Origin of the sequence: Embleya australiensis (assembly GCF_051903075.1) — a bacterium.
Classification (GTDB): Bacteria; Actinomycetota; Actinomycetes; order Streptomycetales; family Streptomycetaceae; genus Embleya.
Genome location: NZ_CP182422.1, coordinates 3,237,298 through 3,258,791 on the forward strand (window position 1 = coordinate 3,237,298; position 21,494 = coordinate 3,258,791).

Annotated in this window: 19 protein-coding genes and 1 riboswitch; of the genes, 11 read left to right on the plus strand and 8 right to left on the minus strand. The window is 73.1% G+C overall.

Features of this window, described 5'->3' with window-relative positions:
• Window positions 1-13: 13 nt before the first annotated feature.
• On the plus strand, window positions 14-1,153 hold the full coding sequence (locus ACMXN5_RS13695) for a hypothetical protein (RefSeq protein ID WP_439675490.1): 1,140 nt from the start codon (window positions 14-16) through the stop codon (window positions 1,151-1,153).
• 106 nt (window positions 1,154-1,259) lie between these two features.
• On the opposite strand, the gene ACMXN5_RS13700 is transcribed toward ACMXN5_RS13695, so the two are convergent.
• Both ACMXN5_RS13700 and ACMXN5_RS13705 read right to left on the minus strand, forming a co-directional pair.
• Window positions 1,260-2,741: an alpha,alpha-trehalose-phosphate synthase (UDP-forming) gene (locus ACMXN5_RS13700; protein ID WP_439675491.1), complete on the minus strand. Its 1,482-nt coding sequence runs from the start codon at window positions 2,739-2,741 to the stop codon at window positions 1,260-1,262.
• A 195-nt stretch (window positions 2,742-2,936) separates the two neighbouring features.
• Complete coding sequence (locus tag ACMXN5_RS13705) at window positions 2,937-3,914, minus strand: glucosyl-3-phosphoglycerate synthase (protein ID WP_439675492.1); 978 nt, start codon at window positions 3,912-3,914, stop codon at window positions 2,937-2,939.
• A gap of 192 nt (window positions 3,915-4,106) precedes the next feature.
• Window positions 4,107-4,260, plus strand: a riboswitch (SAM riboswitch).
• Window positions 4,261-4,276: 16 nt separating this feature from the next.
• On the opposite strand from ACMXN5_RS13705, the gene thrC reads away from it, so the two are divergent.
• The 7 genes from thrC to ACMXN5_RS13740 all read left to right on the plus strand — a co-directional run bounded on the left by thrC (window position 4,277) and on the right by ACMXN5_RS13740 (window position 13,197).
• The gene (thrC, locus tag ACMXN5_RS13710) at window positions 4,277-5,551 is read left to right on the plus strand and encodes a threonine synthase (RefSeq protein ID WP_439675493.1); all 1,275 of its coding nucleotides are present in this window, start codon (window positions 4,277-4,279) and stop codon (window positions 5,549-5,551) included.
• Window positions 5,548-5,826 (plus strand): MoaD/ThiS family protein, encoded by a 279-nt coding sequence (locus ACMXN5_RS13715; RefSeq protein WP_439675494.1) that lies wholly within the window; start codon window positions 5,548-5,550, stop codon window positions 5,824-5,826. The genes thrC and ACMXN5_RS13715 overlap by 4 nt, the downstream gene beginning before the upstream one ends.
• Window positions 5,827-6,247: 421 nt before the next feature.
• Window positions 6,248-6,451: a cold-shock protein gene (locus ACMXN5_RS13720; protein ID WP_020557826.1), complete on the plus strand. Its 204-nt coding sequence runs from the start codon at window positions 6,248-6,250 to the stop codon at window positions 6,449-6,451.
• Between the two features lie 1,823 nt (window positions 6,452-8,274).
• Window positions 8,275-9,903, plus strand: a complete 1,629-nt coding sequence (gene groL, locus ACMXN5_RS13725) for a chaperonin GroEL (RefSeq protein WP_379999334.1) — start codon at window positions 8,275-8,277, stop codon at window positions 9,901-9,903.
• Window positions 9,904-10,081: 178 nt separating this feature from the next.
• The gene (locus ACMXN5_RS13730) at window positions 10,082-10,393 is read left to right on the plus strand and encodes a Uma2 family endonuclease (RefSeq protein WP_439678003.1); all 312 of its coding nucleotides are present in this window, start codon (window positions 10,082-10,084) and stop codon (window positions 10,391-10,393) included.
• A 279-nt stretch (window positions 10,394-10,672) separates the two neighbouring features.
• On the plus strand, window positions 10,673-12,193 hold the full coding sequence (locus ACMXN5_RS13735) for a hypothetical protein (protein ID WP_439675495.1): 1,521 nt from the start codon (window positions 10,673-10,675) through the stop codon (window positions 12,191-12,193).
• Window positions 12,190-13,197 carry an ARPP-1 family domain-containing protein gene (locus ACMXN5_RS13740; RefSeq protein WP_439675496.1) on the plus strand — a complete coding sequence of 336 codons (1,008 nt, stop codon included), beginning with the start codon at window positions 12,190-12,192 and terminating at the stop codon, window positions 13,195-13,197. The genes ACMXN5_RS13735 and ACMXN5_RS13740 overlap by 4 nt, the downstream gene beginning before the upstream one ends.
• Here the strand turns inward: ACMXN5_RS13740 and ACMXN5_RS13745 are convergent.
• Entirely contained in the window at window positions 13,161-13,544 is a 384-nt protein-coding gene (locus ACMXN5_RS13745; RefSeq protein ID WP_439675497.1) for a hypothetical protein, read from the minus strand. The two genes, ACMXN5_RS13740 and ACMXN5_RS13745, sit on opposite strands and share 37 nt — an antisense overlap.
• 79 nt (window positions 13,545-13,623) lie before the next feature.
• Here ACMXN5_RS13745 and ACMXN5_RS13750 point away from each other — a divergent pair, with 79 nt between their 5' ends.
• The gene (locus ACMXN5_RS13750; RefSeq protein ID WP_439675498.1) at window positions 13,624-13,893 is read left to right on the plus strand and encodes a DUF4031 domain-containing protein; all 270 of its coding nucleotides are present in this window, start codon (window positions 13,624-13,626) and stop codon (window positions 13,891-13,893) included.
• A 70-nt stretch (window positions 13,894-13,963) separates the two neighbouring features.
• Here ACMXN5_RS13750 and ACMXN5_RS13755 read toward each other — a convergent pair whose 3' ends face one another.
• A complete protein-coding gene (locus ACMXN5_RS13755; RefSeq protein WP_379999322.1) occupies window positions 13,964-14,626 on the minus strand; it encodes an HD domain-containing protein in 663 nt (220 codons plus the stop codon).
• Between the two features lie 528 nt (window positions 14,627-15,154).
• Complete coding sequence (locus ACMXN5_RS13760; RefSeq protein ID WP_439675499.1) at window positions 15,155-17,287, minus strand: HelD family protein; 2,133 nt, start codon at window positions 17,285-17,287, stop codon at window positions 15,155-15,157.
• Between the two features lie 379 nt (window positions 17,288-17,666).
• Between ACMXN5_RS13760 and ACMXN5_RS13765 the strand changes: the two genes are divergently transcribed.
• Window positions 17,667-18,944 (plus strand): M14 family metallopeptidase, encoded by a 1,278-nt coding sequence (locus ACMXN5_RS13765; RefSeq protein ID WP_439675500.1) that lies wholly within the window; start codon window positions 17,667-17,669, stop codon window positions 18,942-18,944.
• An 8-nt stretch (window positions 18,945-18,952) separates the two neighbouring features.
• On the opposite strand, the gene otsB is transcribed toward ACMXN5_RS13765, so the two are convergent.
• From otsB to ACMXN5_RS13780, 3 genes are all read right to left on the minus strand, one after another.
• Window positions 18,953-19,804 carry a trehalose-phosphatase gene (otsB, locus tag ACMXN5_RS13770; protein WP_439675501.1) on the minus strand — a complete coding sequence of 284 codons (852 nt, stop codon included), beginning with the start codon at window positions 19,802-19,804 and terminating at the stop codon, window positions 18,953-18,955.
• Window positions 19,805-19,932: 128 nt separating this feature from the next.
• Window positions 19,933-20,640, minus strand: coding sequence for a LytR C-terminal domain-containing protein (locus ACMXN5_RS13775; RefSeq protein ID WP_439675502.1), 708 nt, complete (start codon window positions 20,638-20,640; stop codon window positions 19,933-19,935).
• A gap of 9 nt (window positions 20,641-20,649) precedes the next feature.
• Window positions 20,650-20,985, minus strand: a complete 336-nt coding sequence (locus ACMXN5_RS13780; RefSeq protein ID WP_379999310.1) for a DUF3263 domain-containing protein — start codon at window positions 20,983-20,985, stop codon at window positions 20,650-20,652.
• A gap of 160 nt (window positions 20,986-21,145) precedes the next feature.
• Between ACMXN5_RS13780 and ACMXN5_RS13785 the strand changes: the two genes are divergently transcribed.
• Window positions 21,146-21,490: a cupin domain-containing protein gene (locus ACMXN5_RS13785; protein WP_020557698.1), complete on the plus strand. Its 345-nt coding sequence runs from the start codon at window positions 21,146-21,148 to the stop codon at window positions 21,488-21,490.
• The last annotated feature ends 4 nt before the right edge of the window (window positions 21,491-21,494 follow it).

Genomic DNA, 21,494 nt, shown 5'->3' on the forward strand with positions numbered 1-21,494 from the left:
TTCAGGAGCCGCCATGTTCACCCCGCACACTTCTCCCGCCCGGCGCATGGCCATCGCCGCCGTCGGCCTGACCGCCGTCGGCATCCTGGCCGCACCGGCCGTCGGCGCCGCCCCGTCGGCCGCCCCCACCGCGACCGTCTCGCGCGGCGCCGAACTGGCCCCGGGCGGCGACGAGATCACCGTGACCGCTCGCGGCTTCGCTCCCGGCGCGAAGGTCACCGTCGCGCTGTACGGCGGCGACACCACCGACTCCAAGGGCAGCCGCGTACTCACCGCCGACGGCAACGGCTTCGTCGCGACCCCGCTCGTGGTCGGCACCGGATTCGCCCCGGACGCCCCGGCGTTCGAGGTCCGGGTCGGGGCCGAGGGCGGGCCCACCGCAAAGGTCGGGCTGACCTTCGCCGCGCCCGCGCCGACCGCCGCGGCACCCCGATCGTTGCGCGCGGCCACGGCGGCACAGGCCGCGCCGGCCGCGGCTCCTCGGGCGGCCGGTGGGGCGAAGCTGACCGTGACCCCGAGCACCGGCCTGGACCCGGCGGGCGCCTCGGTCACCGTCAAGGGTTCCGGCTACGCGGCCGGCAGCGGCAACGGGATCTACGTGGTGTTCGGCCCGAAGGAGGCCGACTGGACCACCAACGCGGGCAACTACGGCGCCTCGAAGTGGATCAAGGCGTACGGCGCGGACGGGATCGACCCGGACGGCACGTTCTCGGTCACGCTCACCGACGTCAAGGCCGCGTACAAGAACGGCGCGGGCAAGGACGTCGACTGCCTCAAGACCGAGTGCTACGTGCTGACCATGGCCGCGCACGGCTCCCCCGACCGCAGCCAGGACGCCTTCGTGAAGGTCGCCTTCAAGGGCGGCTCGACCACAACCGCCGGGACGAGCGCGGGCACCACCGGCGCCGGCGCCACCGGTTCGGCGAGCACGGGCGGCACCTCGGGCGGCACGTCCGCCGGCACCTCGGGCGGAGCCGGCGGGCCCGCCGGATCCACCGGCGCTTCGGGCGGCACATCCGGCGGCGGCAACCTGGCGCTCACCGGCCCGGCCGGCCTCGCCGCCGGCACCGTCGGCGCGGCCCTGGTCGCCGCCGGCACGGTCGCGGTGGTCGCCACCCGCCGACGCCGCGCCGCCGGACCGACCGCGACCTGAGCACCGAACCCCGAGACCGAGCATCACCAAACACCCGGCCCACCGACCTACGCCGGCCGAACCGCGCGGTTCGGCCGGCGCGTGGCGGCCCGGTCACCCGCCCCGCTCAGACGTCCAACGCGTCCAGTTGCTCCAGGAACCACTGCTGCGGGTTGAGCGCCACCGCCGCCGCGGCCAGCCGCTTGGTGCGCTGGAGCCGGTCGGTGGTGTCCATCGTCAGCGCCTCGTGCAGCGCCTCGGTGGTCTGCGAGACGTCGAACGGATTGACCACGATCGCGTCCTCGCCCAACTCCTCGCACGCGCCCGCCTCGCGCGAGAGCACCAGCGCGCAGCCCCCGTGCTCCTCGTCCAGGAGGGAGACCACCGGCACCTCCTTGGCGACCAGGTTCATCCCGTCCCGGATCGGGTTCACCAGCGCGACGTCGGCCAGCCGGTACGCCGCGAGCGAGCGCGGGAAGTCGTCGTTGACGTGCAGGATCAGCGGCTGCCAGTCGCCGGTGCCGAACTCGTCGTCGATCTCCTTGGCCACCCGCTGCACCGCGGCGGTGTACTCGCGGTACTCCGGCAGGTCGTGCCGCGACGGATAGGCGAACGCCACGTGCACCACCCGGCCGAGCCATTCCGGTCGGGTGCGCAGCAGTTCGCGGTAGGCCAGCAGGCCCCGGACGATGTTCTTGGACAACTCCGTACGGTCCACCCGGACGATCACCCGACGGTCGCCGACCGCCTCGCGCAGCCCGGCGAGGCGGGTGTCCACGTCGGCCCGGGACGCGCGCTCGCGCAGGAACTCGGCGTCGGCGCCCAGCGCGTGTACGCCGATCTCGGTCACGTGGCCCGCGTGCGTGACGGTCATCGCGTCCCGGTCCACGTCGGCGCCCAGCACGTCGGCGCAGCAGTCCAGGAACGCGAGCGCCCAGCGCCGGGAATGGAATCCGGCGTGGTCCGCGCCGAGCACCCCTTCGAGCACGTAGCGGGCGATGTCGTCGGGCAGCAGCCGGAAGTAGTCCGGCGGTGCCCAGGGGGTGTGCGCGAAGTGGCCGATCCGCAGGTCGGGACGCAGTCGGCGGAGCAGCACCGGCACCAGGGTCAGGTGGTAGTCCTGTACGACCACCTTCGCGCCCTCGGCCGCCTCCTCCGCCAGGGCCTCGGCGAACGCCTGGTTGTACGCCTCGTAGGAGTCCCACTCCTTGCGGAAGCGCGCGTCGAAGACCGGCTTGGAGGGGGTGTCGTAGAGCAGGTGGTGGACGAACCACAGGGTCGAGTTCGCTATGGCGTTGTACGCCCGTGCGAACGTGCCGGGGTCGATGTCGAGCATCCGTACGGCCAGCCCGCCGGTGTCGTGACCGGCGAGATCCAGCCGGCCCGAGGGCGCGGCGCGGGTCGCGGTGCGGTCGGGCTCGCCGAGCGCGGAGCAGACCCACACGGCGCCGGTGCCCTGCCCGGCGGTGGACAGGCCGGACACCAGTCCGCCGCCGCCGCGCCGCACCGTGAGTGTGCCGTCGTCCTCCAGGGAGAAGGACACGGGACCGCGGTTGGAGGCGACCAGCACCCCGGCGGGAGAGGGGGTGGCGGGAGGAGGAGCACTCATGCCCCGACCCTAGCCACGCATCCCGGTGCGCAAACCCGGGCCGGCCGTGCCCTCGGTTCGAACGGTGTGGCGAGTATCACGCCCACCGGTCACTACCACACGTAGTCGGGCTGTGCCTCTCGGGTATCGGTGAGTCTTCGGCCACCGCGGCGGAAACCCGGGCCGAACGCCGGACAAACACCCCCGGACCAGGGGTCAGCGCCCGACCAGGCGGGTTCGTGTCCGGTACTCGGGCACCGTGGCCATCGGCGGGCGTTCCCGGGCGGCGATGTCGTGGGTGCGTACGCGAAAGCCCGCCTCGTCCCGTTCGAACTGGGTCAGCACGGTGTTCGGCTCGGCCGGGTGCGCGCCGGCGGGGCCGCGGCGCAGTCGGCGCTCGACGGCCTGGAGTATCTCCGCCGCCATCCGCCCCAGGCCCGCCTCGTCCTGGTGGTTGTGCCGCCGCACACCGACGTCCACCTGGGCCATCGCGTCCAAGCCGACCAGGCGCAGGGTGTCCACGAGCATCGCGGTCTCGATGCCGTAGCCACACGGGAAGGGCAGTTGTTCGAGCAGCGTGCGGCGGGCCGCGTATTCGCCGCCGAGCGGCTGCACGAAGCCGGCCAGTTCGGGCCAGTGCAGGTTGAGCAGGGGGCGGGCGACCAGTTCGGTCACCCGGCCGCCGCCGGCGGGCACGATCGTGTCGCCGATCTCCAGCGGCCGGTCGTACATGGCCTTGACCAGCTGGACCGAGGGGTCGGTGAGCAGCGGGCCGAGGATCCCGGTGACGAAGTCCGCCGAGAAGTCCTTCAGGTCGGCGTCCACGAACGCCACGATGTCGCCGTCGGTGACCAGGAGCGAGCGCCACAACACCTCGCCCTTGCCGCGCACGGCCGGGAGCGCGGGCAGGATGTCGTCGCGGTGCACCACCCGCGCGCCCGCGTCGGCGGCCACCCGCGCGGTGTCGTCGGTGGAGCCGGAGTCGACCACCACCAGCTCGTCCACCAGCGGTACCCGCTCGACCAGCTCGGTCCGGATCACCTTGACGATGTCGCCGACCGTCGCCGCCTCGTTCAACGCGGGCAGGACGACGCTGACCCGGGTGTCGCGTTTGGCGTCGAGAAGCCTGTCGACGGGCCAGTCGGCGGCGGCGGAGGACCGCCGTCGGAGCCAGTCGCCCACCTCGTGCGTCACGTTCGAAGATCCCCTGTCGTCGCCGGTGTTCCGGCCTCGGTCGTTCCACCCTTTATCGTCTCGCGGGGTGGACCGGATGATCGACGCGGCACCGGTTCGGTTACAGTCGTCGTCACCGGTTACGACGATCGCACGTCGGACCGGACAAACGCGGACCGGCCACCCGGCGAAGGGTGTGTCCACCGCCATAGCAGCTCATCCAGAGGGGCAGAGGGAACGGCCCGTTGAAGCCCCGGCAACCATCCGATCGTCATTCCTCGTGACGCGCTTTCGGCGCGAGCGAGCGGCCGACGAGTCGGACAGGTGCCAAGTCCGGCCCGTGGGACCCCACGGGTAAAGATGAGGACAGAAAGGCCCTCGCCATGGCGACACCCACCGCCACCCGCACCACCAGCGCCACCCCCACCTCCTTCGGTCCGGCCGTCGCGCTGTCGTGTCGCGAGTGCGGGGAGCGCACGGAGCTCGGCCCGAAGTACGCCTGCGAGTCCTGTTTCGGCCCCCTCGAGGTCGCCTACGAGTTCGGCACCGTGACGCGGGAGCGGATCGAAGCCGGGCCGCACAACATCTGGCGCTACGCGCCGCTGCTGCCGGTGTCCGCGGACGTCTCGTCCCGGCCCAGCCTGAACCCCGGCTTCACCAAGCTCGTCCGGGCCGAGAACCTGGGCCGCGAGCTGGGCGTGCGCAACCTGCACGTCAAGGACGATTCCGGGAACCCGACGCACTCCTTCAAGGACCGCGTGGTGGCGATCGCAGTCGAGGCCGCGCGTACCTTCGGCTTCACCACGCTGTCCTGCTCGTCCACCGGCAACCTGGCCGGCGCGGTGGGTGCCGCCGCCGCCCGGGTGGGCCTGCGCAGCTGTGTGTTCATCCCGTCCGACCTGGAGGCCGGCAAGGTCGTCACAGCTGCGGTCTACGGCGGCGAGCTGGTCGCCATCGAGGGGACCTACGACGAGGTCAACCGATTCTGTTCGGAGCTGATCGGCGACCCGGCCGGCGAGAGCTGGGGCTTCGTCAACGTCAACCTGCGGCCCTACTACGGCGAGGGTTCCAAGACGCTCGCCTATGAGATCGCGGAACAACTCGGCTGGAAACTGCCGGAGCAGATCGTCATCCCCATCGCGTCGGGGTCGCAGCTGACCAAGATCGACAAGGGTTTCCGCGAGTTGATCGCGCTGGGTCTGGTAGAGGACGCGCCGTACAGGATCTTCGGCGCCCAGGCGACGGGGTGCTCCCCGGTGGCCGCCGCGTGGAAGGCCGGGCACGACGTGATCCGCCCGGTGCGGCCGGACACGATCGCCAAGTCGCTCGCGATCGGCAATCCCGCCGACGGCCCCTACGTGCTCGACGTGTGCAAGCGCACGGGCGGCGCGGTGGAGGACGTGAACGACGTCGAGGTGGTCGAGGCGATGAAGCTGCTCGCGCGTACCGAGGGCATCTTCGGCGAGACCGCGGGCGGGGTCACCGTGGGCTGCCTGCGCAAGCTGCTCGAGTCCGGCGCGCTGGACCCGGACGCCGAGACGGTCGTGCTCAACACGGGCGACGGCCTCAAGACGTTGGACGCGGTCACGCCGACGACCGGACCCACCGCGACCATTCGACCCACCCTGGACTCCTTCCGAAAGGCCGGCCTCGCATGAGCGTCTCCGTTCGCATCCCGACCATCCTGCGCACCTACACGGGTGGGGCGGCGGAGGTGTCCGCCGAGGGCACCACGCTCGCCGAGGTCCTGGACTCCCTGGAAAAGGCCCACGCCGGAATTCGCGCACGCATCCTCGACGACGAGGGCAAGCTGCGTCGCTTTGTGAATCTGTACGTGGAGGACGAGGACGTGCGCTTCGCCGACGGGCTCGCCACGGCGATCCCCGACAAGGGCACCGTTTCGATCATCCCGGCGGTCGCCGGGGGTTGCTGACGCGATAGGCCGAGCGTCCCGATCTTCCTCGATCGGGCACGAAACGGAACCGGGAAATCCGCCGCGCGAGCACCGCTCGGCGGATTTCTTCGTTCCTGCCGAAGGTTGTGCGTAACCCGGGTTTAACCGGCTCCATTTCCCGTCTTTGGCGGCGGCGCGTCGGTAAACCCGTGGTCGGGATCACATCCGATATGTGTGGAAAGTCGTTTTCCTGGTGAATTGAAATACGGCTTTTTCGGAGACTCGCGAGGAATGCGAGTTTTATTCGCTCGGGAATTCTCGTCCGATTGACCTGTTGCTCCGGGCATCCGTCCGGATACATTCAGCCGCGGTCGTAGCAGAGGGCCGGGTCCTTCTGGATACGAACCCGGAGCTGCGGCGTGCAGTATCCGTGAAAGGGCCAGTAACAGGGGAGTTAGGAATGGCTCAGGGCGCCGTCAAGTGGTTCAACGCGGAGAAGGGGTACGGCTTCATCGCGGTCGACGGTGGGGCGGACGTTTTCGTCCACTACAGCGCGATCCAGATGGACGGGTACCGGACGCTCGAGGAGGGGCAGCGAGTCGAGTTCGAGATCTCGCAGGGGCAGAAGGGGCCGCAGGCCGACATGGTCCGCGTCACCGCCTGAACCGGGAGCCATGCGCTCCTCTGCTTGAAACGGTCCACACACGGACTGCACGACACATCGCGGCACATAACGCGCCCGATCCTGTCGGATCAATGACCGGGGCCCGGCCTTCCCGCCAAGCGGGGGCCGGGCCCCGGTCGTTGCACGGGCGGCGGCGGGACGCACGGGTGCGGCGGAACGCGGGCCGGGGCCGGACGGGCGGCGCAGCGCGGCGCGGGGCGCCGGGCCGGGGCAGCGCGGCGCGGGCACAGTAGGTGCGGGTACGGGTGCGGCGGAGCGCGGGCCGGGGCCGGGGCGGGCGGCGCGGCGCGGGCGGGTGGGGCGCCGGGTCGGGGCAGCGCGGCGTGGGCGCGGCAGGTGCGGGTTCGGCGGGCGGCGGCATGCGGGAGCGCCGACCGGGGCCGGACAGGCGGCGCGAGGCGAAGCGGCCGCGGGGTATCGCCGGCGCCGGTACGGCGGTACAGGCAACCAACGCAGCCGAGCCCGCCACGCAACCCCGCGCAACCACAGGCACCCCGACCGGACCCGACGCAGGCGCAGCGGCGGGCAGACCGGCGTGCAACAGGCACCACACCCGAACTCGGCATGGCCACAGACGCCCCGGCGTGAGCCAGGGCGGGCATAACACCCGAACCCGAGGTGGGCCCAGGGGCGGCACATCCGAACCCGTCCGGGTGCGGGCAATGCCCAGGGCCCGAGCCACCCAACCGCCACGGTCGCGCACGCACCGGCGGACGTGGGGCGGGCGCGGTGCCCGAACCCGGTGCACGCACAGGCGACACACCCGGATCTGCGCGGGCGCGAGCCAACATGGCGCAGCCGCGGCACCCAAACCCGGCATGGACACACGCGGCACACCCGGCCCCGGGCGGGCGCGGGCAACGCGGCCAGGGCCGGTGCGGGCGGACCCGGCGTGGGCCGACGCGGCGCGGGCCGGCGCGGCACTCAAGCCCGGCATGGACACCGGCGGCACACCTCGACCGTGCGGGCACGGGCGGCGCCCCGAACACGGACCACGCAACCACCGCAGACCCAGCGGCCGGGACTCCCGATCCGGGCCGGCCCCCGGCCCGGCGCCGTGCACGCGGACGCGGCACCCGAAACCCGGTGTGGGCACACCCGTCCCGCACGGGTGCGGGCGGGCTCGGCGGCCGGGAACTCCGACCCGGGCCCGCCGCCGAAACCGTGCCGGACGGGCACCCGGGCGGCGGCGGGCGCGGCGTCCACAACGCGGGGGCACAGGCGCACACCCCGTCCCGCACGGGTGCGGGCGGGCTCGGCGGCCGGGATCCCCGATCCGGGCCTGCCGCCGAAACCGTGGCGGGCAGCCTGGCGTCGGCGGGCGCCCGCAACCCGGGGGGCGCAGGCGGCGCACCCCGTCCCGTGCGGGCACGGGTGGCGCGGTGGCCGGGAAGCGCCGATTCCGGCCCGCCCCGGGGCAGGCGGGGCGGGCGCCGTGCGGTGGGCGGCGGCCGAACCCGGTGGGGTGTGCGCGGCACGCGCGAAGCCGTGTCGGGGTGGCCGAGGTCGGGGTGGGTGGCATGTGGATGGGCTGCGATGCGGGGTCGGGTGGGCGTGGGGGTGGGGTGTGTGACACGCGCGGGTGTGGAGTGGGGGGCCTTGGACTCGCCCGTTGCGCTTGCACTCGGCATGGCCGAGTGCTAATCATTGGCGTTAGCACTCTGGATGTGAGAGTGACAGAAACGGACCGGGCCGGTGAGGCTCGGCACCCGTGAGGGAGGGATCCTCGCGGTGGTCGGGTCGTCCGTCGCGGGCACCTGTGCGGTCCGGCACTCACCCCCGTTCTGGGAGGACTTCACCACATGGCCAAGATCATCGCGTTCAACGAGGAAGCGCGCCGCGGCCTCGAGCGCGGGATGAACCAGCTCGCCGACGCCGTCAAGGTCACGCTGGGCCCCAAGGGCCGCAACGTCGTGCTCGAGAAGAAGTGGGGTGCGCCCACCATCACCAACGATGGTGTGAGCATCGCCAAGGAGATCGAGCTCGAGGACCCGTACGAAAAGATCGGCGCCGAGCTGGTCAAGGAGGTCGCCAAGAAGACGGACGACGTCGCCGGTGACGGTACGACGACCGCGACCGTCCTCGCCCAGGCGCTCGTCCGCGAGGGCCTGCGCAACGTGGCCGCCGGCGCGAACCCGATGGCCCTCAAGCGTGGCATCGAGAAGGCCGTCGAGGCCGTCTCCGAGCAGCTGCTCGCGCTCGCGAAGGACGTCGAGACGAAGGAGCAGATCGCCTCCACCGCCTCGATCTCCGCCGCTGACCCCCTGATCGGCGAGATGATCGCCGAGGCCATGGACAAGGTCGGCAAGGAAGGCGTCATCACCGTCGAGGAGAGCAACACCTTCGGTCTCGAGCTCGAGCTCACCGAGGGCATGCGCTTCGACAAGGGCTACATCTCGCCCTACTTCGCGACCGACATGGAGCGCATGGAGGCCGTCCTCGAAGACGCCTACGTGCTCATCGTCAACTCGAAGATCACCTCGGTGAAGGACCTCCTCCCGCTCCTCGAGAAGGTCATGCAGTCGGGCAAGCCGCTCATGATCATCTCCGAGGACGTCGAGGGCGAGGCCCTGGCCACGCTCGTCGTGAACAAGATCCGCGGCACCTTCAAGTCCGTCGCCGTCAAGGCTCCGGGCTTCGGCGACCGTCGCAAGGCCATGCTCGGCGACATCGCCATCCTCACCGGTGGCCAGGTCATCTCCGAGGAGGTCGGCCTCAAGCTCGACACCGCCGGTCTCGAACTCCTCGGCCGCGCCCGCAAGGTCGTCGTCACCAAGGACGAGACCACCATCGTCGACGGCGCCGGTGACTCGGACCAGGTCGCGGGTCGGGTCAACCAGATCCGCGCCGAGATCGAGAACTCCGACTCGGACTACGACCGCGAGAAGCTCCAGGAGCGCCTGGCGAAGCTCGCGGGCGGCGTGGCGGTCATCAAGGCCGGTGCCGCGACCGAGGTCGAGCTCAAGGAGCGCAAGCACCGCATCGAGGACGCGGTGCGCAACGCGAAGGCCGCCGTCGAGGAGGGCATCGTCGCCGGTGGTGGCGTGGCCCTGCTCCAGGCGTCCACCATCGCGTTCGACAAGCTCGACCTGGACGGCGACGAGGCCACCGGCGCGAACATCGTGCGCCTGGCCGTCGAGGCCCCGCTCAAGCAGATCGCGGTCAACGCCGGCCTCGAGGGTGGCGTGGTTGTGGAGAAGGTGCGCAACCTGACCCCGGGTCACGGCCTCAACGCCGCGACCGGCGACTACGTGGACCTCATCGCCGAGGGCATCATCGACCCGGCGAAGGTCACCCGTTCCGCGCTGCAGAACGCCGCGTCGATCGCCGCGCTGTTCCTGACCACCGAGGCCGTCATCGCCGACAAGCCGGAGAAGAACGCCGCTCCGGCCGGCGGCGGCGCCCCGGACATGGGCGGCATGGACTTCTGATCCGCTGAGGATCGGCAGTCCCGACCCACCCGGTCGGTAGCTCCACGAAAGAGGCGGTCCCCTTCGGGGGGGCCGCCTCTTTCGCGTCCCTGCGGGCCCTTCCACCACTGTTCGAAGCGTGTTCGCTCGTTCGAGTGGCACAGGCGACTTACCCTGAAATGGTCTCCGGGCGGCCGACCTGGTGGTGATGGCTCGGGAAGACGTGGCCACGCCGACACCGGCGCATCGGATTCTTCTCGTCGCCGAGATCACCTCCCCGAGCAATGCGAGCATCGACCGCGTCGACAAGCTGCGGGCGTACGCACACGGACCGATTCCGCTCTACCTGCTCGTCGATCGGTGGGACAAGGACGGCCCGGCGGCAACGCTGTACTCCGAGCCCGACGGCAAGGTCTATCAGCGGGTGCAACGTGTCGATTTCGGCGGCTCGGTCGTCATCCCCGATCCCTTCGGGATCGAGTTGGACACCTCAGGCTTCCCGCCGCGGTGATATTCGCCGGCATCGCCGGTCGCTCGCTCGTAGGCTCGTGAGGCGACTTCGGGAACTACGTGTTCCTTCTGTCTTGGCGTACAAGCGCTTTTGGGGTGCTTGGGGTTCGAATCCCTATCCGGGACCCGTGACCTGCCCGAAGTCGCGCGCCATCGCACCCGGGGAACTGCGTGTTCGTACAGTGCCGTTTCCGATGGGTTGGAAGCGGTCCCGGCTACGTACCGAGATCGACACCGGACCCGCGACCTGCCCCGGGTGCCCACGGGGGAGCCCATTTCGATGACCGAGACCGAGATCGTGCGCGCGCTCAGCGCCGACAACCCCGCCCGTGCCGAGGCCGCCGCCACCGTCGTGCGTTTCCTGGACGTCGCCGTGGCCGCGACCGGACGGGCCTCCTTCTACAACACCCGCGACGAGCACCTCGCCCTCGAAGAGGACGCGCACCGGGCGATGGCCGCGCTGGACCGGCGGCTGTACGCGGGCCTGGTGTGCTCCCCCGGGGCCACCGACCGCAGCCGGCAGCTCGGCGTGTTGCACCTGCTCGGCACACCCGCGCACGAGCACGACGGCGACGCCGTCCGCGCCGCGGTCGCCGCGCTGACCGTGCCGCGCCGGCTCAAGCTGTTCGCCATGCTGGCCGAGCGGCGGGTGAACAACGCGCGGGTGCGCCGACTGATCCTGCGCACCGTGCTCGGCTCCACCTCCCTGGAACTGTGGTCGGTGCGCTACCGGGACAAGCTGGCCGGCGCCCTGCGGCACGCGTGGGGTCTGCGGCTGAGCGGCATCCTGCGCGCGATCCTGACCAAACGACTCGCCGGAGGCGAACTCGACCCGAAGGAACACCGCATCCTCGCCCGCGAGATCGACCGCTGGGCCGCCGACCGGGCCGATCCCGCCGCGGTGCGCGAGTGCGTCGCGTTCGTGCTGGGCGCCGAGGGTCCGTACACGCTGCCGCTCCCGGTCGCGTATCGGGCCGCCCGCACCGACCTGGACGCGGGCGCCGCGCTGCCGCTCGAAACCCTGGAGGGGCTGCGCGGCCGGTACCACCCGCACGAGAAGCCGGCCCGCGTCCTGGAGCTGACCGCCGCCCGGCTCACCGTCGGACAGCGGCTGGCCGGACAGCGGCAGGCCGCTCGGGCGGGCGTGGCGGTCGACGTCGACCCGGATCGCTACGACGCGGTCCGGCTCTACCTGTACGCGTTCGCCGAGGGCATGACCGCCGAGGTCGCCGCCGCGCTCGACCGGCGCGCCGCGCGCACCGCGGCCGGGCTCGACCTGGCCGGCCGCCGGGTCGCCCTCGTCCTGGACGGTTCCGCCTCCATGCGCGGCGGCACCGACCAGCCGCTCCGGCCGATCGCCGCCGTGCTCGCCCTGCGCGACGCACTGCGGGCGGCGGCGGGCACCTGCCACGACGTGTGGATCGGCGGCGTCCCGGACGGCCGGCTGGTCCACCCCGCCGGCCCGACCGCCGCCGCCGAGGCCCTGGTCGCCGCGCTGCGTACCGGCGCGGAGCTGATCGTGGTGGTCGGCGACGGCTACGAGAACGCGCCCGCCGGCCGATTCGCCCAGGTGCTCGACGCGGCGCGCACCCTCGGCGTCGCGGTGCCGGTGGTCCAGCTCTCCCCCGTCCTCGCCGCCGAGGCGGCCGGCCTGCGCGGCTACGCGCCGGGCCTGCCGCTCGCCCCCGTCCACCGTCCCGAAGCCCTCGAACTCGCCTGGTGCCGACTGATGTTGGCCGCCGACCCGACCGCCGCCATACCCGCGCTGCTGCGCCTGGCCCACCCGGAGGTGACCGCATGACCACCCTCGCCCACGACACGCTGCCGATCGGCGACCTGCTGGCCGACTGCGCCCTCGGGCGGGTGCAGAGCGTCGGTCGGATGCAGGTGCTGCCGCTGCTCGGCGACACCGTCGACGCGCCGACCGTCACCGTGCCCACCGACCTGTGGATCGGCACCAGCGGCTACGGCACGCTCACCTTCGTCAACCACAGCCCGCATGTCGCGCTGGTCCCGTGTCACCTCGCGGTGCTCGTCGAGCGCAGCGCGCAGGACCACGCGATGCCCCGGGCCGCGCTGGTCGAGCCCTCGGGCGAGCTGGCGTTCGACGCGGCGATGTGCGTGCAGCAGACCCAGCCCGGACTGATCCCTGCGGGGCCGCAGCCGCTCGCCGTGTTGCCGCTCACGCTGCGCGCCGCCGCCTCGGCGAGTGCCGACGCGGACGGGTACAGCCGGCTGTGGCCGGCCGTACAGCGGTTCAACGCCTCCGCCGGGCTCGCCGAGACCGGCAACCTGGCGCTGTTCACGAAGCACTACGCCCTCGAACTGGAGGGCTTCGTCGCCGAGTTCGAGTGCGTGCCGGACCAGGTCGGCGCGGTGGTGCTGCTCGACGGCGAGGTCGCCGGGATCGAGCGGGCGCCCTCGCGGGCGTACTGGTCGGCGATGTGGGCGCCGCTGATCCGGTTCTGCTACGGCGCGGAGGCGATCCGCCACGGCCTGCACGACCCGGGCGACCCGCCGCCGAGTCGGACCGTCCTGACCCTGCCCGGCGGCGACGGCGCGGCGGCCGGGGACCCGTACGACGTGCTCGCCGAGGCACTGCGGGCCGCCGACGCCGAGGAGCAGCGGCGAGCCGAGGCGGCCCTGGGCGCCGGCGCCGACCAGGTGGTGACCACGACCCGGGAGGTCGCCCACGCCGGGGTCACCGTGGGTCGGGCCGAGGGCGAGGGCTGGGTCGGCGCGTACGCGGTGGGCGCCGACCGGCCGATCTACGCGTCCTTGACCGCGCGCTCGTTCGGCGGCTGAGTCGAGGTCAGCGCGCCGAGCGGGGCGATCACGGTGCCGGCCCGCTCGCAGACCCAGTGCGGGTCCTCGCCGAGTTCGGGTTCGAGGTAGAGCGGGTGGTCGTCGTGCAGCGGGCACGGCGGCCACACCCGGCCCTGCTCGGCCAGCGCCTCCTGCACGTCCTGGCCGACCAGGCCGGGCACGTAGGCGGCACCGTCGGGCCACTGCTCGACCCACCACTTGCGCTCGACCAGGGCGTGCTCGACGACGGTCACCGTCTCGGGGGTCTCGGCGCCGTGCGTGCGCAGGTCGGCCAGGACCAGGGCGCGGGCGGTCAGCAGGGCGACGTCGGTGGGATCCTTGCTCATGTGCCCAGTGTGGGTGATCACGGCGGGTCCGGCGGGCGCCCGATCACGGCGGAGCCGGATGTGTACGAGAATCGAGCGCGTGGCACTTCTCATCGATCCCCCGGCCTGGCCCGGGCGCGGGCGGCTGTGGTCGCACCTGGTCAGTGACGTCTCGCATGCCGAACTGCACGAATTCGCGCGCGAACTCGGCGCGCCGGAACGCGCGTTCGACCGGGACCACTACGACGTGCCGGCCGATCTGTACGCCCTCGCGCTGGAGCGGGGAGCCGAGCCGGTCTCCAGCCGGGAGCTGGTGGTCCGGCTGACCCGCGCGGGGTTGCGGCGGCGCAAGCGGTACAGCCCGCGCTGACCCCCGGCCGGGCGCGCCGCGGGTCCCGGGCGCCGAGCCGGGGCTCGGGACGGGATCCGGCGGACCGGGTTCAGGACTGCTGGCGCGGGATGCTGCCTTCCAGGCGCTCCAGTTCGGCACGCATGTTGAAGCGGGCCGCCTCCTCGTAGCGCGCCGCGCCCAGGCGGGTGTGGAACAGCCGGGGCAGCGACATCAGGTCGCGCAGTACGGCGGCCCGGGCGGCGCGGAACGCCTCGTCCGGGACGAACGCGTACTCCTCGCGCACCGCCGCGGTGTACGCCTCGTAGCGCTCCCGGTCGGCGGCCAGGATGGCCAGGTCGGCATCGCACAACACGTGGGCATTGTGGTCGTGCTCGCCGGGCGCGTGCTCGGCGGTCACCCGGACCAGGCGCGCCGTCTCGGCCACCAGGGCCGGCGCCACGCCCGCCTCGCGCAGCCCGCGCTCGGCGAGGCGCGCGCTGCGCTCCTCGTTGTCCGCCCGGGCCGGATCGTAGACCGCGTCGTGGAACCACGCGGCGAGCATGACCGCGTCGGCGTCGTCGGCCTCGTAGGCCAGTTCGCCGATCAGGTCGAGCACGGTGCGCAGATGGTCGGTGTCGTGATAGCGGCGGTGCGGCTCGGCATAGCGCGCCAGCAGGCTCTCGACGACGGCGCCGGCTTCGGCGTGCTCACCGACGAGCCGGGCCCACTGGTCCCGCAGCGTCACGGTCGCGGACTCCTGGATGCGTTCCACTTGGCCAGCATGGCAGAACGAGCGAGCGAAGCCGACCACCAACCGGTTCGACACACGCGGTTCACTCGGATTGTTGGGCGCTTTGCGCCGGCTCGCGAGGGGTTGTTTGTCCGGCGCTTCGCGCCGGCTCGCGAGGGACCACTTCTTCTTTCCCCCGCTTCGCTCCTCCAAGAAAAAGCGGCCCCTCGCTCGGGGCTGGGTGCCCCTCCGCTTCGCTCCGGGTCACCCAGCCCGAACTTCGCGGCTCCGCCGCTCTCCTCGCTGCGCTCGTCGATCACGGGGGCGGCCCGGGGCGTGGGCGCTGACGCGCCAAGGGGCGGGTTGGGGGGCCGTGTGCGGGTGGGCGGCGGGCTCTGGGGTGGTGGGGCGGGCTCTGTTCGGCGGAGCTTGGATCAGGCCGCGTCGTCCGGTGCCGTGCATCGGCGTGCCGGAGAAGCAGCCGCATAGTGGTTCTGTTCGGCTGTTTCTCCGGTGCGGCGAGGCGCGGTGCCGGGCGGCGTGGACTCGGCACGAGCCGCTGGGCAGGGCCTAAGGGGTCGTGAGCGCGGTGGGTAGTGGGGCTGCGTGTAGGACGATCAGGCCGGAGACCGCGCGGGTGAGTACCACGTAGAGGCGGCGCAGGCCCTGGGCTTCGGCGGCGACGATTTCGGCCGGTTCGGTGACCGCTACGTGGTCGAACTCCAGGCCCTTGGCGAGCGATGCCGGGACCACGCTGATTCGGGGCGTGTCGATGTCGTCGTCCGTGCCCAGGACGCGGTGTGCGACGTCGGTCGCCCGCAGGGCGGCGGCGACCTCGGGGACCCGTGCGTCCGCGCAGATCAGGCCGATCGAGCCCTCGTGGTCGAGCAGTTGGACGGCCGCCTCGGCGGACCGCGCGGCCAACTCGCCCGGCTCGACCGCGCGCAGTTCCAGGGCGCCCGCCGCCTGCCGGACCGAGGACGCCGGCGCCAGGCCGGGGGCGATCAGCGGCAACAACCGGCTCGCGAACTCCAGGATCTGCAGCGGCACCCGAAAGCCCCGGGTCAGTTCCTCGATCCTGGCTCCTTCGTGTCCGAGGTGGCGCAGCGTCTCGGCCCAGCCGGGGGTGGCCCACGGGGTGGTGCCCTGTGCGATGTCGCCGAGCACGGTGGCCGAGCCGGTGGGGCAGCGCCGGCCGACCGCGCGCAGCTGCATCGGGGACAGGTCCTGCGCCTCGTCGATCACCACGTGCCCGTAGCCGCCGGTGCGGTGGAGCAGGTCGGCGGTCTCGTCCACGAGCACCGCGTCGGCCACGGTCCAGCGCGCGGCGCCCGCCGAGCGCGGGGGTTTGGCCCAGCCGATCGCGGCCTGTTCGTCGGCGGTCAGGATGCCGTCCGCGCAGGCGGCCAGGAACGCGGGTTCGCTCAGCAGCCGGAAGACCAGCTTGAGCGGGTCCACCGCCGGCCAGATCGTGTCCACCGCCGCCTTGACCGGCCGGCTGCGCGCGACCGCGTCCTGCACCCGGTCGTCGGGGGATTCGCCGCGCTCCTCCATCTTGGTCAACAATGCGTGCGCCATCCGCTGCCGGAGCATGTCGCGCGCGGCGCCGTAGCGCACGTCGCGCCCGCGCAGCGCGGTGACCAACTCCTCGACCTCGTACACCGCGAGCCGCCAGGTGCGCGAGTCGCGGACCACGGCCACCGACTCGCGCGGTTCGCTCAGGCCGGACCAGACCGCGCGGCGCAGCACCTCGGCCATCCGCGCGTCGCCCTTGATCGTGCCGGGCACCGCCTCGTCGAGGGCCCGGACCTTGATCTTGGAGGTGCGGGTGACCAGGTCCTCGACGGTGGTCTGGCCGACCTCGACCTCGCCGAGCGCGGGCAGTACCTGCTGGATGTAGTCGAGGAAGGAGCGGTTCGGGCCGACCACGAGGGTGCCGCTGCGGGCGAGGCGGTCGCGGTAGGCGTAGAGCAGCCAGGCCACGCGGTGCAGGCCGACGGCGGTCTTGCCGGTGCCGGGCGCGCCCTGGACGCAGAGCGTGTGGCCGAGGTCGGAGCGTACGATCTCGTCCTGCTCGGGCTGGATGGTGGCGACGATGTCGCGCATCGGGCCGACGCGGGGACGCTCGATCTCGGCCGCGAGGATCCCACTGGCGCTCTCCGCCTCGTCGGGGTCGGTCAGGTGCTCGTCCTCGAACGCGGTCAGCTCGCCGGCGGTCCAGCCGAACCGGCGGCGCAGTTCGACGCCCAGCGGATCGGCCCGGTTGGCCCGGTAGAACGACCGCGACAGCGGGGCGCGCCAGTCCACCACCATCGGGTCGCCGAGTTCGTCGTGCACGTGCCGGCGGCCGATCCAGAACGACTCGACGGCCTTGTCCGGGTCGGCGGTGACCTCGATCGGCTCGACACCCTGGACGCCGTCGGCGAAGCGGCCGTCGATCCGGCCGAAGAACAGCGGGGACCCGGCGTGGTCGCCGAGCGCGGCGAGCCGCTTGGCGATCAGGTGCCGGGCGGTCTCGGTGGCGACGGCGGTGGCGCCGACGTCGCGCAGGTCCAGTGCCTCGGTCTCCTCGCGCATGCGGCGCAGGGCGGCGCGGGAGGCGTCCAGGTAGGCACGTTCGACGGCGAGCGCGTCGGCACCGGGGTTCGTCTCGGCCCGGTCGGCGGTCGGGGTGGGGTCGGGGACGGCGGCGGGCGCGGACATGACTGTCTCCGATTCGTGGCGCTGACATATCGGAGCCCGGCCGGGCTCGGTGGCCCGTCCTGGTGCGCCCCTGCGAGGGCACGGGCCGGCTGCCCGATTCGGGTGGCGGCCCGCGCGGCCCACCGGTGCCGGGCACCGATCACGGCTCCCGATCACTGCACTGGGTGGGGCAGCGGAATCAGCGAGCCTAGGCCAGTCGGGCTCTGCCATCAACTCCCTTTGTCGGGCCATGCTCGGTGTCCCCGGGTGCGCGATTCCCGCTGTTCCGGGTGTGCAATTCGGGCAAGTCCCGCAGGGGTCGGGGGACTTGCGCGTGGGAGGGGACGGTGGTGCACGGATGAGGGCGTGGCGGACGTGGACGACGCGCGCGGCGAGATCGATGCTTCTGGTGGCGCTGGTGGCCGGCGTCGCGCTCGGCCCGGCGCCCGCGAGCGGCGGTCGCGGCGGCCGGACCACGACGGGGTTCGAGCGTCGCGGCGGCCTGTCCTGGACCACCCCGGCGGAGGAGCGGGACCTCCTGCGCGAGCTGATCGCGGCGGCGCCGGGCCCCGATCGTGCCGGGTGGGCGCCGGCCCGGGTGACGGTGACCCGGGTGGGCGGCAGCGCGCGCGGCCGGGACGTGGAGCTGATCACGGTGTCCGGGGCGCGTACGGTGCCCGAGCCGATCCGGGTGTTGTTCGTCTGCGGCCAGCACGGTGACGAGCCGGCCGGGCGCGAGGCGTGCCTGAAGCTGGTCCGGGACCTGGCCGACGACCGCTCGGCCGCCGGTCGCCGACTCCTGGAGCGGGTCACCGTTTTGGTGCTGCCCACGCCCAACCCCGACGGCCTGGCGGCGGGCACCCGGGCGACGGCCGAGGGGGTGGACCTCAACCGCGACCACCTGGCGGTGGCCTCGCCCGAGGCGCGGGCCGTCCGGCGGGTGCTGCGCGAGACGCGTCCGCACATCGTGCACGACCTGCACGAGTTCGACATGCCGGCGGACGCCTACGCCGCGCCGACCCTGTACCTGTGGCCGAGCAATCTCAACGTGGACCCCGAACTGCGCGGACTGGCCACAGAGTTGGCGCGCGACCGCATCGGTTCGGCGCTGCGCGCGGCGGGGTGGGCGTCGGACGTGTACGGCGTGGACCCGACGGGTCGCCGACCCGGCGGCGACGGGGACGAACGCCTGCTGCGCAACGCGGCGGCCCTCGACCACGCGGTCGCGGTCCTGGTCGAGGTCGACGCCAACCCCACGTCGGCCCTGGAGCGGGCCGACGCGGCCCTGCTCCACCGCCGTCGGGTGGGGGCGCACCTGGTGGCCGCCCGCGCCACGCTCCGGATGGCGGCCGAACGCGGCGAGGCCATCGCGTCGGCGGTCCGCGCCTCGCGCACCCGATCCGAGCACGGCCCGGAGCGGGTCTACCTGGACGGCGCCGACAACCTGCCCGCGACCTGGGCGGCGCCGCTCGAACCTCCCTGCGCCTACCGCCTGACCCCGGCCCAATACGCGACGGCGCGCGCGACGCTGACCGAACACGGGATCCGGGTCTCCCCGGACCTGAGCGTGCGTACGGCCCAACCGGAGGGTGTGAAGGCCACGTTGCTGCTCGACCCGAGGGCCCGCTTCGCGATCGTGGACGGTACACCGGAGCCGTGCGGGGAGGGGGATGCGTAAAGGGGGCTCTACCGGCCCTCCACCGCGTCGGCGAGCGCGCCGAGCAGTTCGGCGATTCCCTCCGGGCCGGCCACGACCAGGTCGGCGCGTTCGGCGAGGGCGTGCACCTCGGCCGAGCCGCTGCACACGGTGAGCCCGGCCACGCCCTGTCCGCGCAGGTCCTCGACGGCCTCGAACGCGGCGATGTCCCCGAGGTCGTCCCCGGCGAACAACACCGTCGCGGCCCGGCGTTCGGCGAGGAAGCCGGTCAGCGCGCGCCCCTTGTCCATCCCCCGTGGGCGCAACTCCAGTACGTAGCGCCCGGGTTCGACGACCAGGTCGTGCCGCTTCGCCAGTTCGCCGAGCGGGCCGCGCAGCAGGTCGAGGGTGGCCTGCGGGTCCGGGGCGCGGCGGGTGTGCACGGCGAGCGCGCTGCCCTTGTCCTCGGTCCACGTGGTGCTCCACGCGTCGAGCGAGCGCAGCAGGTCGGGCAGTTCGAGCCGCACCTCGTGCACCCCGCGCGGCGGCTCCGGGGCGCTGACCCGACCGGTCGCCGCGTCCCAGCGCTCCAGGCCGTAGTGACCGAGCACGACGAGGTTCTCCAGTCCGGCGACCCCGCGAAAACGGCCGTACTCCACCGCGACCGCGGCGGGCCGCCCGGTGACGATCACCACCGCGGCCAGATGCGGGGTCAGTCGGGACAGCGCCAGGACCGCGCGCGTATCGGCGCGGGCATGCTCCGGATCGTCGACGATCGGGGCGAGCGTGCCGTCGAAATCGAGCGCGACGACCGCCTGGGCGGGTGCGTCGAGCAGCGCGGCGAGGCCGACCCGGCCGGCCGGCGTGATGGGTTCGGGCAGCGTGGGCCGGTTCGAGGTCATGCCGACCAACCTAACCCGCCGGCGAAGTGCGACGTGGATTCCCGGCCACGCGGCCGGGCCGGGCCGCTCGGGCACCGTGCTCCCTACGAGCCCCGGGCGGGCACCACTTTCCTCCCGCGCCCCGTTCGCTACCGCGTGGTCAGCGACCCCAACATCCGATCCGCCAACGGGACCACCTGGTCGTCGACCACGATCACCGTCAGCCGGTGCCGCGGGATGCCGGCGAAGGCGGGCTTGACGCGGCTGATGCCCGGGAGGTCGGCGGCCAGGGCTCGGGCCTGGGGCGCCAGGTCGGCGGGGTGGTAGACGGTGGTCGCCGGGACGGCGCCGCGGAAGGTGTCGGTTCCGGTCACCTCCCAGCCGGCCGCCTCCAGGCGGCGGGCCATGCGCTTGGCCAGTGCCGGGACCTTGGTCTGGTCGAGCAGGACGACCTTGCCTCGGCTGCCCCTCGGGACCGGGGGCGCGTGGGCGGGCGGTACCGGGCGGGCGGACGCGGGCGCGGGGGCGGGCGCTGCCGCCGGAGTGTGCCGGTCCGCCCGACCCGCCGCCACCCGCGTCGCGGGTTCCTCCCCGGCGATGGCGAGCGCGCCCGCCAGGGCCAGGGCCGCCAGTACGGCCACCGGCACGATCAGGCTTCGCCGGGACCGGGCCGGCGCGGGCGAGTCGTCGATCCGCAGGCCGCCGATCAGGTCGCGCCCGGACTCCCCCTCGGCCTCCGCCTCCCCCGGGGCGGCCGGCTCCGGGTCGGGTGCTCCCGCGTCCTCGTTGGTCCAGATCAGGCCGTAGCGGCCGAAGCCGTCGAATACGTCGTACTCGTCCTTGCGGCGCGTGAACACCCGGGCCTCTCAGTGCCCGGTACGACGCACGGTGGAGCGGGCCTGCTGGCGGGCCTCGCGCAGCCGACGCAGCCGCTGGACCAGCATCGGGTCGTGTTCGAGCGCCTCGGGCCGGTCGAGCAGGGTGTTCAGTACCTGGAAGTAGCGCGTCGCGGAGAAGCCGAAGCGGTCGCGCACGGCACGTTCCTTGGCGCCGGCGTGCTTCCACCACTGGCGCTCGAATTCGAGGATGTCCCGGTCCCGCTCGGACAGGCCGCCGGCCGGGGTCGCGTCGGGTGCGGTCGCCGCGGCGCCCTGCCCGGGAATCACCGGCGGCTCCGGCCGCACGTCGTGCTCCTCACCCATCGGTCTTCCCTTCGGTGCCTCGGGCGGGCCCGTCGACCCGCTCTCGGGCATTGTGCCCGCCGATACCGACGCAGGACCGCACCGGCACGGTGATTCGCCGGAAAAGCCCACGAATCACCCGCGAGAGGCGGCCGTCCGGTTGGCCTATATGCTCCGCCGCATGTCTACCTTTGCCGTCCATATCCCCGCCGCCGAACTCGAAGCCGACCCGCTCGACCCGGCGCAGATCGTCTCCGGCACGCCCGAGGTCTCGGGCAAGGTCCTGTGGGAGTCCGAGGACGGCAGGCAGATCCGCGGCATCTGGCAGATCACCCCCGGCGTGGTGACCGACACCGAGGCCAACGAGCTGTTCGTGGTGGTCTCCGGCCGCGCCACGATCGAGATCCGCGGCGGCGCGACCATCGAGGTCGGCCCCGGCGACGCGTGCGTGCTCCAGGAGGGCGACGAGACGGTGTGGACCGTGCACGAGACGCTGCGCAAGGCGTACCACATCACCCTGCCGTAACCGC

Excerpts from the sequence above, each read along its gene's own strand:
- ACMXN5_RS13695 (WP_439675490.1), top strand. The coding sequence starts at position 14 with ATGTTCACCCCGCACACTTCTCCCGCCCGGCGCATGGCCATCGCCGCC.
- ACMXN5_RS13700 (WP_439675491.1), bottom strand. The coding sequence starts at position 2,741 with ATGAGTGCTCCTCCTCCCGCCACCCCCTCTCCCGCCGGGGTGCTGGTC.
- thrC (WP_439675493.1), top strand. The coding sequence starts at position 4,277 with ATGGCGACACCCACCGCCACCCGCACCACCAGCGCCACCCCCACCTCC.
- ACMXN5_RS13715 (WP_439675494.1), top strand. The coding sequence starts at position 5,548 with ATGAGCGTCTCCGTTCGCATCCCGACCATCCTGCGCACCTACACGGGT.
- ACMXN5_RS13720 (WP_020557826.1), top strand. The coding sequence starts at position 6,248 with ATGGCTCAGGGCGCCGTCAAGTGGTTCAACGCGGAGAAGGGGTACGGC.
- groL (WP_379999334.1), top strand. The coding sequence starts at position 8,275 with ATGGCCAAGATCATCGCGTTCAACGAGGAAGCGCGCCGCGGCCTCGAG.
- ACMXN5_RS13735 (WP_439675495.1), top strand. The coding sequence starts at position 10,673 with ATGACCGAGACCGAGATCGTGCGCGCGCTCAGCGCCGACAACCCCGCC.
- ACMXN5_RS13740 (WP_439675496.1), top strand. The coding sequence starts at position 12,190 with ATGACCACCCTCGCCCACGACACGCTGCCGATCGGCGACCTGCTGGCC.
- ACMXN5_RS13745 (WP_439675497.1), bottom strand. The coding sequence starts at position 13,544 with ATGAGCAAGGATCCCACCGACGTCGCCCTGCTGACCGCCCGCGCCCTG.
- ACMXN5_RS13760 (WP_439675499.1), bottom strand. The coding sequence starts at position 17,287 with ATGTCCGCGCCCGCCGCCGTCCCCGACCCCACCCCGACCGCCGACCGG.
- ACMXN5_RS13765 (WP_439675500.1), top strand. The coding sequence starts at position 17,667 with ATGCTTCTGGTGGCGCTGGTGGCCGGCGTCGCGCTCGGCCCGGCGCCC.
- otsB (WP_439675501.1), bottom strand. The coding sequence starts at position 19,804 with ATGACCTCGAACCGGCCCACGCTGCCCGAACCCATCACGCCGGCCGGC.
- ACMXN5_RS13780 (WP_379999310.1), bottom strand. The coding sequence starts at position 20,985 with ATGGGTGAGGAGCACGACGTGCGGCCGGAGCCGCCGGTGATTCCCGGG.
- ACMXN5_RS13785 (WP_020557698.1), top strand. The coding sequence starts at position 21,146 with ATGTCTACCTTTGCCGTCCATATCCCCGCCGCCGAACTCGAAGCCGAC.